At 49.2% G+C, this 11,894-nt stretch carries 11 protein-coding genes; 6 read left to right on the top strand and 5 right to left on the bottom strand.

What is annotated here, in order from left to right; all coding sequences use genetic code 11:
• From R50912_RS27325 to R50912_RS27315, 3 genes are all read right to left on the bottom strand, one after another.
• A complete protein-coding gene (locus R50912_RS27325) occupies positions 1–696 on the bottom strand; it encodes a response regulator transcription factor (protein WP_042239397.1) in 696 nt (231 codons plus the stop codon).
• 201 nt (positions 697–897) lie between these two features.
• Positions 898–3,720 (bottom strand): O-antigen ligase family protein, encoded by a 2,823-nt coding sequence (locus R50912_RS27320; protein WP_042239394.1) that lies wholly within the window; start codon positions 3,718–3,720, stop codon positions 898–900.
• A gap of 390 nt (positions 3,721–4,110) precedes the next feature.
• On the bottom strand, positions 4,111–4,320 hold the full coding sequence (locus R50912_RS27315; protein ID WP_042239391.1) for a hypothetical protein: 210 nt from the start codon (positions 4,318–4,320) through the stop codon (positions 4,111–4,113).
• A gap of 210 nt (positions 4,321–4,530) precedes the next feature.
• On the opposite strand from R50912_RS27315, the gene R50912_RS27310 reads away from it, so the two are divergent.
• The gene (locus tag R50912_RS27310; RefSeq protein ID WP_042239388.1) at positions 4,531–5,193 is read left to right on the top strand and encodes a YheC/YheD family protein; all 663 of its coding nucleotides are present in this window, start codon (positions 4,531–4,533) and stop codon (positions 5,191–5,193) included.
• A gap of 338 nt (positions 5,194–5,531) precedes the next feature.
• Positions 5,532–5,675 carry a sporulation histidine kinase inhibitor Sda gene (locus R50912_RS34550; protein WP_042217282.1) on the top strand — a complete coding sequence of 48 codons (144 nt, stop codon included), beginning with the start codon at positions 5,532–5,534 and terminating at the stop codon, positions 5,673–5,675.
• A gap of 135 nt (positions 5,676–5,810) precedes the next feature.
• Here the strand turns inward: R50912_RS34550 and R50912_RS27305 are convergent, their stop codons facing one another.
• The gene (locus R50912_RS27305; RefSeq protein ID WP_042239385.1) at positions 5,811–6,785 is read right to left on the bottom strand and encodes an NAD(P)/FAD-dependent oxidoreductase; all 975 of its coding nucleotides are present in this window, start codon (positions 6,783–6,785) and stop codon (positions 5,811–5,813) included.
• A gap of 324 nt (positions 6,786–7,109) precedes the next feature.
• On the opposite strand from R50912_RS27305, the gene R50912_RS27300 reads away from it, so the two are divergent.
• Both R50912_RS27300 and R50912_RS27295 read left to right on the top strand, forming a co-directional pair.
• On the top strand, positions 7,110–8,303 hold the full coding sequence (locus tag R50912_RS27300; protein WP_042239383.1) for an NAD(P)/FAD-dependent oxidoreductase: 1,194 nt from the start codon (positions 7,110–7,112) through the stop codon (positions 8,301–8,303).
• A 1-nt stretch (position 8,304) separates the two neighbouring features.
• Positions 8,305–8,580: a hypothetical protein gene (locus R50912_RS27295; protein ID WP_042239380.1), complete on the top strand. Its 276-nt coding sequence runs from the start codon at positions 8,305–8,307 to the stop codon at positions 8,578–8,580.
• A gap of 197 nt (positions 8,581–8,777) precedes the next feature.
• On the opposite strand, the gene hemQ is transcribed toward R50912_RS27295, so the two are convergent.
• Positions 8,778–9,536 (bottom strand): hydrogen peroxide-dependent heme synthase, encoded by a 759-nt coding sequence (gene hemQ, locus R50912_RS27290; RefSeq protein ID WP_042239377.1) that lies wholly within the window; start codon positions 9,534–9,536, stop codon positions 8,778–8,780.
• 279 nt (positions 9,537–9,815) lie between these two features.
• Between hemQ and R50912_RS27285 the strand changes: the two genes are divergently transcribed.
• Together R50912_RS27285 and R50912_RS27280 are read left to right on the top strand one after the other, a co-directional pair.
• The gene (locus tag R50912_RS27285) at positions 9,816–10,112 is read left to right on the top strand and encodes a YuiB family protein (protein WP_042239374.1); all 297 of its coding nucleotides are present in this window, start codon (positions 9,816–9,818) and stop codon (positions 10,110–10,112) included.
• A 226-nt stretch (positions 10,113–10,338) separates the two neighbouring features.
• Positions 10,339–11,889 carry a replication initiation and membrane attachment family protein gene (locus R50912_RS27280; protein WP_042239373.1) on the top strand — a complete coding sequence of 517 codons (1,551 nt, stop codon included), beginning with the start codon at positions 10,339–10,341 and terminating at the stop codon, positions 11,887–11,889.
• Positions 11,890–11,894: the final 5 nt, after the last annotated feature.

Genomic DNA, 11,894 nt, shown 5'->3' with positions numbered 1-11,894 from the left:
CTATTGCTCTCTTTCCGTATATTTATAGCCTATACCCCAAATGGTTTTAATGAAGTTATGTTCAGGCCCCAGCTTCTTACGGATATTCTTGATATGAACCGTTACGGTATTGATTTCTCCGTACTCGTCTCCCCAGACCTTCTCATAGATCTGCTCACGGCTGAGTACCTGATTGGGATGACGCATAAGGATAGACAGAATTTGAAATTCTTTCGTGGATAAGTCGAGCTTCCGGCTATGCAGGAAGGCTTCAAACGTTTTATCGTTCAAAATAAGCGGAGCATCCGCCTTTTCTTTCCCGGGACTAAGCTCATCCCACTCTTTATGCAGCCTGTCCACTTTCCGGAAATGGGCCTTTATCCTGGAGGCCAGCTCCTGAATACTGAAAGGTTTGGTCATGTAATCGTCTGCTCCTATTTCGAGACCGACAATTTTATCAATGTCCTGATCACGCGCACTTAAAAAAAGGATGGGAACATTATAGGATGTCCGGATATTTCTGCAGACATCAAGTCCATTCATATCAGGCATCACTATATCCAGAACGATGAAGTCAATGTGATTATCATCCACTGCAGATAAGGCTTCTTCCCCGGAACGGGCTGTGATTACTGCAAATTGCTCGTACCTTAAACTTTTGGTGATGAGTTTTACGATTTCTTCATCATCGTCTACTACTAATATCGTTTTTGACATTTGACTACCTCCCAGACACAACCAGACCTGATATAAATAATAATTCGTTAATCTGGTTGATGCAATCTTCCACAGGAACGCCGATGAGCGTCCATTCAAGTGTACACGTTAATCTTTACACAAAAAAGAAGGCATCCCAGAAGCCATTTACGGCTTTGGGACAGCCTCTTTTTGCTGTTCTCTAGTCTGGGAATAGTATAGTTAGAGCGGCATACCGGCAACTTCGTTAATCTTGACTGCCTCTTCGGGATCAGCTGCAATCAGCTTGTCATACACTGCCTGATCCTGGGCACTCTGTGTTCTCTGCTGTACAGCGAGATACCAGCGGGCCGTTTCCCGGTTGACGGCATCGTTATAATCCTCATTCAGCCCTTGCTGCAGTGTGGCTGCGGCGGCTTGCCATTGTTTCGATAAATATTGGATCTTACCGGCGTTCAGCAGCATAACTGAAGTAATCATCGATCCCCGTCCCTGCTGATCTTCAGCCGGAAGGGTGCTGAACCATTCTTCATCCGCAGCCGCATGGGCATAAGCATCCAGTCCGGTTTTGAAATACCTTTCCTTATTAACCGTCTCCTGATCCCCCAGATCCGTCTGGCCCAGTGCATAAGCATCCAGTGCCCGCTTCAGAGCTGCGGCTCCTAACTCCTGGGAACGGCTGATCACTCCGTTGTACCAATCCGTAGTCCAGAGTGTACTGGTATCCGTCAAATCTTCGTAACCATTGATGAAGCCTTGCTTCACCGTTGCCCCAGCAGCTTCCCCGTCTCCGGTCAGGGATTGGATTCGGCCTGCATTCAGGGCAATCGTTGAGGTAACGAAGAATTCACGGCCCTGAAGCTGCTCGGGTGGAAGAGTCTTCAAATGCTCAATGCCGTCCGTTACATGCTTGTAGGAAGCCAGGGCACTATTGAAGTACTTCTGTTTCCCTGCCTCATCTTGCTTGGCATATGCCTGCAGCCCAAGGAGGGAGGCACGGCTGATCAGATGATCATACCAGTTAATATCCCACATGAACTTGTCCGCATTATCGAGATACACCCGGTAAGACTCTTCACTCTGGCCCTTCAGATCATAATATTTCGCCAGCTGGGACAGCAGATCTTTGTTATAAGGCTCACCTTCAAGTGCGCGGGTTAACACAGCATAGGATTCGTCCAGAAACTGTTCATTCTGTGTTTGTGTAAATACCTGCTGATCCAGCATGGACAGATATGCCGCCGATTCGGGATGATTCGGGCGGGTTTTGAGTGCTTTTACCAGAGGGGCTTTGATCTCATCATAAGATTGGCTGACGTTGACCAGCTTCTTGGCTGCATAGGCTTCAGAGCTGGAACTGATATACCCCAGAGACAGGAACAGCAGATACCCGGTGCCGATTCCCAGCAGCCCGAAATACCCGGCTCTGATCCAGAGCTTGTTCCACTTGAGACGGAGCGGTCTGCTCTCCATGACAACGGTCATCCCTCCCAGAGCGAGGAAGACCAGAATCCCCATGAACGCATAGCTCATATTGAAATCAAGCAGGCTGTGAACAAGAATCGACAACGCGATGATGAGATAGAAAAACCCGTTGTTATAATCGTCTTTGTCGCGCTTCAGGTATCCCCTGATATATTTGTAGAAAATGAACAGGATGAAGCCCATGAACACGATAAAGCCGAGGATGCCCACTTCAATCAGGTACTGCAGGAAAAAGTTGTGGACCTGGTGGCTCAGGTAAGGGTTGTTCTGGTAATGCTCATAGAGTGATGCCCAGCCCCCGCCTCCGGTGCCAAGTACCGGATAATCTTTGACCACCTTCATGGCATCTATATAAAATGTGAAACGTTCGAGCACACTGTGCTGCTTGAAGTTGATATTCTCCAGCCGGGTACTGATATTCGCCGGCAGAATATTGCGCGCGCTGGTCCCGATGAACAGGAAGGCGAGAATCAACACACCGGCGACAGACACCACAGGAATCCATGCTCCGCTCCAGCGGCGTGATTCTATGCTGCCGAGCTTGCGGCCCAGCCAAGGTGCTAAGTAATGCTGGACAACCCAGCAGAGCGTGGCAGTAGAAGCGGACGCCCCCAGCAGATAACTCCAGCCATGCAGGGCTGCCGTGGAAGTGAAGGAGGTATTCAGCTCCAGGCCCAGTCCGGTCACCGGATTCGTGATCAGCAGAGACAATACGCCGGCAATGGCAAGATTGATAATCCAGAGTATCTGCTGCACAGGCTTCAGGAAAAGCAGCAGGATAATGAGTACCACAGGCAGCAGGACCAGACCGCCGCGGGACAAGGTAAGCAGCAGGGAGACGATGAAGGGAACCAGCATAAATCCGTGCATCAGCTGTCCGTACCATTTCCGGGAGCGGATCAGCGCGAATAAAGCGACGAACAGAAAAGCCATCAGGAACGCTGCATATGTATTGGCATACTGGAAAATGGAAGTCAGGCGAAGCCCGTTCGAATCGGTCATCACCGCTTCAGTGTACTTGCCGTTGACCACAGTATCCGAGAACCAGCCTACAAGACTGCCGGCAAGCTTCCAGCTTCCGAGCCAGTTCAATAGACCGAAACCGACGATCACATAAGCGATTGCGAGAGTACCCAGCTGAATAACATTATTGAGCTGCCTCTGGCGGAGCAGATACACACTGGTAATGAAGACCGCCACATAAGTGAATTGGGTGAACAGCATGTTCATCGCCATATAATGTGAAGCGGCCCCCCACAGGGACAAGGCGTAAGTTAACGGGAGCAGAATTGCGGCTAAGGTAAGCAGATCGCGCTGCCCATCCAGCCTGAAGGTCTTGAAGTACAGGACAGCACAGACCAGCAGGAGCAGACCGCTCAGCAAGGCAGCCATATAAATGGGCTTCTCAAATTCCACTCTCATTCCGTTGAACAATCCAACCTGGAAGGGGGTCCAGCCCAGGAACAGGATGAAGGCAATGCAGAGCGCCCATGCGGGTCCGGAATTCTTTTCGGTCATTTTGGAAGGAGCCGCTTGTTTGCCGTATACAGGTTTCGACACGTTAAATTCTCCTTTTTTCGAATATCCACGCTACTAATCTTAACATAGATCCATTTAAGGTATATTGTGTAAAATGATGATAATGTGAAATTATGGATGAAAATTTAAAAAGCCAGAATGGGATAAGCAGGGTTGGAGCCGCGAGGCATATTCATAGCGGGTCTGGGGATGGATTTAGTATTTGGAGAGCAGCCGGGTGTTAAGGGCAGGATAAGATTCAGCTAATGAAGCTGTCCATCGGCACAGGCCAACCCTTCACGGTTTAATAGAATATAGTATCTCAGGCAAATCTATGAAGCATGTATACTTGAGATTCCGCTCAAAGGCAGCAATGATAAAAGGCAGTCTGCACTACGGATGTCTTTTGCCATAGCTGCCGGGAGCTTTGGTTCAGGCCGGAAGTATGAATTTGAAATTAATCATGAACACGATCAGGGCAGCGGCCCCCAGGGAAAAGGCAATACAGCCGGCGCCCAGAACTCTGCGGCGGTCTTTGATGAATTTGAAGCCCAGCGCGAAGACGAGTATTGTGGTTCCTGCCAGTACAACAGACATGCCAATCATCGCAAACCAATATAGGATTTCAAAAAACTGTGCCATTAGGAAACCCTCCCCTCCAGGCTATAATACAACGAATTTTAAGAATATTCCAGCTCTGGAATAAACGGAACACCGGGACATACGGCCCTTGGGGCTATATGCCCTTTTTTGCTGTGAACTCCATTACCACGGACAATCATACAGGAGGGTGCGGTCTTTCGTGAGTAATCTATAGGGTAGGCTGGGAATTCGAAAGGAGAGGGCGAAAAAATGGCGGGGAGAGAACTGGCAAGCAAGTTGCTGAAGACCGCGGCGTTGCTTAGCGATTCACGGGTTGCCGGTTACATTCCGAGAACCCGGGAATATAGTGCTGCCGGATTGTTGGCGATGCTGGGAAGATACGGGAATGTTGTAATTAAGCCAGTTGTCGGTGGCGGAGGCTACGGGGTGATCAAGGTGTTCCGGGATCACCGGGGTTATGGCTTCACTTATATGCATAATACACGTATATATCGTGATTTCGCTTCGATGAGGTATGCGCTGGACCGGTTCAAGGTAAAGCGGAGATATTTGATCCAGCAAGGCATTTCACTTGCCCGGATTTCGGGGCGTCCGATTGATTACCGGGTCAAAGTGGTGAAGAACGGCGATCATTGGGAATTCCGCTCCATGGTAGGCAGGGTAGCCCGGCCGGGATTGTTCGTAACTAACCTCTGTAAAGGGGGAACAATGCTCAGCTGCCGCCATGGACTGAGAAGGTCGCTCCCCGGAATCCGGACCTCTGCGAAGAAAGCGGAGATGCGCCGGCTGACTTTAGTCTGCATTGAACTGCTGGAACGGCATTTCCCTGGTATCGGCGAGCTTGGTTTCGATTATGCTGTAGATCATCGGGGAAAAATATGGATTCTGGAAGTAAATACAAGACCAAAATAACCAAAAATTAATTAAGGAAATTTTAATAATTGACGATAAATATAGTAATGAGATAATATTGCGTTTAGTCATGTCAAATCCGAGGTAATATGAACATAAAAATCCCAGCCAATTATGAACATTCTAAAAATTATTTTTAAGGATAAGCGGGAGCTCTTCCCCTGTGCATAACTATTATCCCCATAGTCCACCGTGCAGCACCTGACATTGCAACCCTTACTAACATATTATGCACAGGATCTCCACAGTAGCTTGTGGATAATGAGAACGCTTGTTCGAATAATGATAGTTTGCTATGATAGATTCAGATCCAAATAAAGGAAAGGTAGGTGAACGTTATGGTTGAATTGTCGGATGAGATGCTGCTGGACTCTTATCATAGAGCGATAGAGCTGCAATTGGAGCATGATTTCATCGCTCTGTTACTCGCTGAAATTCGCAAACGGAACTTACACTCTCCAGTTCATGCGGTTCTTCACTAAAGATCAGAGCAAACTTTTACAGCACCCAGAATTAATCAAACCGCAAGTAACACAGAATAGGGTATCTTTTCAAGTTGAGGTGGAATCAACCTGAAAGGATACCCTTTTATTGTAGGTTTTAGGTTATACGCAATTCTAGAGTTTGAGATTACTGCTGTGTCCAGGGGACAGCTTCGCTTCCGGATCAATATACACCTTGGCGTTATTCACAGCAGTCGGCGCTTCTCCGAATCCAACAGCAATCAGCTTCAGCTTGCCTGGATAGGTAGTGATATCGCCTGCGGCAAAGATACCCGGAATGCAGGTCTCCATGCGTGAGTCTACCACAATGGAGTTGCCTTCGATCTCAATTCCCCATTCCGCAATCGGTCCCAGTGAGGAGACAAAGCCGAAATTGACAATTACACTGTCTACTTCGATTTCCTGAGTTTCTTTGGTCTTAATATGGGACAAGGTTACCTTGGTTATAAACTCATCACCGTGCAGCTCAGTGATCTCAGATGGCGTAATTACATTAACCTTGGAGGCCATCAGATTCTCTACACTGTGTTCATGTGCGCGGAATTTATCCCGGCGGTGAATCAGGGTTACCTGCTCCGCGATAGGCTCAAGCATAAGCGCCCAGTCCACGGCAGAATCGCCGCCGCCGCTGATCAGCACCTTCTTGCCTTTATATGCATTCAGATCGCTTACAAAATAATTCAGGTTGGCTTTCTCGAAACGCTGCGCATCAGGCACTTCTAGGCGCCGCGGCTCGAATGCCCCTACACCTGCTGTGATAATAATAGCTTTGCTGTGATATTCAGCTTTATCGGTGGTGACGACGAAGTGGCGCTCGTCCTGCTTCACAACAGATACTACCTTCTCCTCCAGACGGATATCAGACTGGAAGAGCTCCATTTGCCGTGAAAGGTTATCCACCAGCTCCTGTCCGGTGATCTTAGGAAAACCGGCCACGTCGTAAATATATTTTTCGGGATAAAGAGCAGCAAGCTGCCCCCCCAATTGGGGCATACTTTCAATAAGTGTTACCGAAGCCTGGCGCATACCGCCGTAAAAAGCGGCAAACATACCGGCTGGTCCCCCGCCTATGATGATCAGATCGCTCATAGGAACGGATTGCTCTAGTGTCACGTAATATTACACCTCCGAGTTGATAGTTTCAAATTGCCATACTAGCGTACCTACTCATTATAAACATTGTAGGACCCTGCTGCAAAGGCTTTGATTTCGCTGAAAAATGTGACATTTTGTTGTATGATTGTATTTGATTAAAACGATACTAAGGTTTACAATGGATATGGTTATTTTAGAAATCCTTTAAGTTTTATTGGAAATTCTTCTGAATTTAAGTGTATAAATTCACAAAAGAAACCTGATTTTTTTACAAAAAATAACACATAGACAGATTCACCTGTTGGAAGGAGCCGGAACATGAGCAGTATTCCCAAAATCGTTATCCTAGGCGCGGGATATGGAGGTATTTTGACCGCCCAGCGGCTGCAGAAAGCTTTGAACTATAATGAAGCGGATGTAACTCTGGTCAACCGCCATGAATATCATTATTTCACGACCCATCTGCATATGCCAGCAGCAGGAACGGACAGCGTCGAGCATACACGCGTATCCATCTCCAAGCTTATCGATGAATTCAAAATCGATCTTGTTAAATCTTCCGTACAGGAGATCCGCACCCAGCAGAAGAAGGTTATTCTGGAAGATGGAACCCTCTCGTATGATTATCTCGTAATCGCACTTGGCGGCGAGCCTGAAACCTTCGGAATTCCGGGACTCGACAAATATGCGCTGACTATCCGCAGCATTAACTCCGTGCGGCTGATCCGTGAACATACCCAGTATCAATTTGCCAAATACAAGAATGAGAATAATGCACAGGAGCATATTAACTTTGTTGTGGGCGGCGCGGGCTTCAGCGGCATTGAGTTTGTGGCCGAACTGGCAGACCGGATTCCGGCGCTGTGCAAAGAATATGATGTCGATCCAAGCATGGTTAACATCTACAATATTGAGGCTGCCCCTACTGCGCTGCCGGGGTTCGCTCCGGAGCTTGTCGAGCATGCGATGACAGTGCTTACGAAGAAGGGGGTAACCTTCAAGTTCGGCGTGGCGATCAAGGAATGCCTGCCTGGCGGTGTTATTCTTGCAACCGGTGAAGAAATCAAGGCTTCCACTATCGTGTGGACCGGTGGTATCCGCGGCAACCGTCTGATTGAAGCTGCCGGCTTCGAAGCCATGCGCGGGCGTGTGAAGGTAGACGAATACCTGCGTGCTCCAGGACATGAGAATATCTTCATCATTGGTGACGGTTCCCTCATGATTAATCCGGAAGGACGTCCTTACCCTCCAACGGCACAGATTGCTATGCAGCAGGGAGAATGCTGTGCGCATAATCTTGTAGCGGCCATCCGCAGCCAGCAGCCGAAGAAGTTTACATTCAGCAACAAAGGCACCGTAGCCTCGCTGGGCAAAGGTCAGGGGATTGCAGTAGTGGGCGACAAGACCTATAAGGGCTGGACAGCGGCGCAGCTGAAGAAGGTTGTAGACATGCGCTACCTGCTCATTATCGGCGGCATTCCGCTGGTACTCAAAAAAGGAAGATTCCTCTAAGATGCGCCATTGCAGCGTACAAGTTCGCGGACTGCTCACGCGTGAGGAGCTGGACCGGTATAATGCTCTGATTGAGGTGGGTTCCTATCTTGAGGATCAGACACGGTATGATCTGGCTTACAACATCCAGAAGGAAATCGACATTCTCATTCTCCCGGCGATAGAGCGTCTGAAGGATAAAGGCCGCGCACGTGACCGGGCGACGGCTGAATATCTGGAGAGTCTGCGGGATGATGACGATGAGGACGATGAGGACGGTAAAGAACCTTCGGCATAAGTGATTTTAATAATTTGTAAACACGACAAACAGACCGCATACCTCTGCGAAGGGGCGGTCTATTTGCGTTTATTGGACAGCAGCGCTGCCATAAGCGAACCAAAAGTTAATAGGGCGGCCACTTGGAAAGACCAAATAAAAATAAGGCTTCCATCGAGGAAACCTTACCTTTACATAATTGTGGCTATTTCCCGCTTTTAGAGCTTCAGCATCTCTTCGAATGATTCCTCAGTCAGCAGATTGCCGACATAGAAGGGACCGAACTCGCCGTAGCGGGCACTCACTTCATCAAAGCGCATCTCATAGACCAGCTTCTTGAACTGCAGGGCATCTTCAGCGAACAGGGTCACGCCCCACTCCCAGTCATCGAATCCGACGGAGCCGGAGATGATCTGCTTCACCTTGCCGGCATATCCGCGGCCGATCAGGCCATGCGAATGCATCAGCTCACGGCGTTTGTCCATGTCGAGCATGTACCAGTTGTCCGCAAGCTCGCGTTTCTTATTCATCGGATAGAAGCAGATATGCTTCGCTTGCGGCAGAATAGGCTTCAGCCGGGCGGCAACATGCGGATTCAGCATCGGATCGCTGCCGTCTCCCGCAGTTCCTCCTGCGGCGTAGTTGCTGAGTTCAACAATACTTACATATGAATAGGCTTTGGTAGTATATTGGGCAAAGGCGATTTTGTTATAAGCAGTCTCAAGTGCATTCAATGCTTCCAGGCTTTCCCGCAGAAACATCATCACGAAATCAGCTTTCTGGCCAACGATGGAATACACGGTGGAGCTGCCTTCCTTGGCTTCTTCCACGGCCCCCCACTCCTGCATGAAAGCATGCAGCTCCTCCAGGGCAACAGCGCGTTCTTCATCATCGGCTGCCGTCCAGGCAGTCCAATTGAGAGAGCGGAAGTCATGCAGGGCATACCAGCCTTCCAGTGTCAAAGCGGCTTCGTTCATGTTCTCACTCCTTTAAAGTTTGCATACGTTTAATATGTATAAACATATTTTCGAAAAGAAACGTGCACCGTTCTTATGAAGACGCTGCAGCCGTTTCCATTTGCTATTTGCATTGTATCGCATGCGAACGGCCAAGAGCAAACTCTGCAGCCGCCGTTTGCGCTGATCACAAACCACTGGACGATAATGTTCATTGCTTCGCTACATTTTTTCTAGTAAACTTACTATTATATAAGGTTTGGTGTGCGGTTCTTTATAGAGAGAGGGGATGGCGGTACGATGGGATTTATTCCAGTGTTTGTTCTGGCCGTTTTGTTCTTTGTCATGATGTTTGGCATTGGCTTTATCCTTAACATGTTAATGAAGACTACGTGGTTTCCCGCATACCTGTTCATAATCGTTATTCTTCCCGTAGTGGTCTACTCCATCTGGGACCGGAGCTCCATGTCGTTATGGGAGCATCTCTCAACCTTTCATGTAGTCGACTATCTGACCGGTATAGCCGGCCTTGCCGGTGCTGTGCTGAGCGGCTGGACCATTCAGAAGCTGCGGCTGGGCGGATACAAAATGTTCTGAGGAAAGTGCAGAGCAGGCAAGACAACAAACGGCTGATCTCCTTCAAAACTAAGGGGAAGCCGTTTTTTTCTTATCTTTTCCGCTAGAATCAGCAACTGTTACCAAGCTGTCGATAATAGGGGGAAAAGCAGCTTTTTTGGGCCTTTTTTTACATTTCCGGCCGGGTGTTTTGTGATAGAATAGAAATCTATATGATTTCGTATAGAAGAGGGGGAGGTTTCCGCAGATGCGTATGAGCAACCTGCATCATTTCACCGAACATCATCGGTACTGCGTTTCCCGCGAATTCGGTCTAAGCCATGTGGATGGACGAATGCTCGGTTCGGTCTATCAGCCGATGGTCGGCGCTTTTGCCATCAGCCTGTACAGACTGCTGTTCGAGCATATACCGGCTGAATCCATCGGCTACTCCGGTGTGGAGCAGCAGCGCAGGCTCTTTATGACTCTGGGCGTAGAGCCTAATGAGAAGGGCCGCAAATATTTAGTTGACCAGGCTTCACGGCTGGAAGCGGTGGGGCTGCTGCAGACCTGCCGGATTTATGCCGCGGAGAACGATGACTATATGTATGAGTACGAATTAATGCCGCCGTTGTCGCCGTCGGAATTTTTTGCGACCCAGCATTTAACGCTGCTGCTAAGGGATAAAATCGGCAAATTTGCTGTATTGTCGCTGCGCGAGCAGTTCTGGAACCGGGAACCGGAAGAATGGAGCCGGCGGTCGATCGGTAAAGAGAATATTTCGCTGCCCTTTTATGATATTTTCGAGCTGAATACCCACGTAATTGATTACGAACTGGAGCAGGCGCTGGCCGAGGTAGCTACCGTGCGTCAGCCGGGAACAGTTGACGGCGGCGAGCCGAGTATCGGCTACAGCGACATCATTCTGCGGTTCCCGCGTGAGTCGCTCAACCGTGCGCATGTGGAGAAGCTGCGTTTCGATCATAACCAGATGGGTGTTATTAATTATGTGGCCCGCAAGTACGAGCTTGGCCCGCAGGATCTATGCCGCCTGCTGGACGAGGATGATGTCTTCACGCCGGATGGCGAGGTGATTCTGGATACACTGCAGTACAAGGCCAGCCAGCATTTCCGTCAGGATATGAAGCGCCAGGAGAAACGTGAGATCGCCGCTGCCAAGGTGGTATCGCTGCGCTCTGCTGCCGCTGATGAGAGTGATCCTTCCGGTGCGCCGGTGGAGCAGTCTGTCGAAATGGAGTTCTATGTAGAAGTGCCTCCGCAATTTATGTCCAAATGCGACATTCACCAATATAATATGATGCTGCGTAACGAACCTTATACACGTCTGCTGCAGACGTTTTTCCCCGGGGCTGTTCCTGGCCAGCTGATGGATATCTTCGAGAAGATCGATTTGAACTACAAGCTCAATGGTGAAGTTATCAATGTACTGATTCATTATTTGATGACAATGGTGGCCTCCGGCGGCGACCAGCGGATGAACCGCAATTTCGTGGAGGCCATTGCCTCCAACATGCTGGTTAAGCAGGTGAATACTTATGAGAAGGCTGTGCATTATATCCGCGACCAGTCCAAGGTGAAGGGCAAGGGGGCGGCTTCCGGCTCTGCCGGCACGGCTGCGGCGGGGACACGCCAGCGTTCATATACGAAGAACACCGGACGTTCCGGCAAGCCGGAGATCCCGATTGTGCTGGATGACGGCAGTGCCGGGACCGTATCGGATGAGGAATTCGCGGCGATGATGAAGAAAGCGGCCGAGATTAAGGCAAGTAAGAAAAAGGGCGTCCTGAGAACGCCCTAAAGAAA

This window comes from Paenibacillus sp. FSL R5-0912 (assembly GCF_000758605.1).
Taxonomy (GTDB): Bacteria; Bacillota; Bacilli; order Paenibacillales; family Paenibacillaceae; genus Paenibacillus_AQ.
This window is presented reverse-complemented; position numbering and strand designations above follow the sequence as displayed.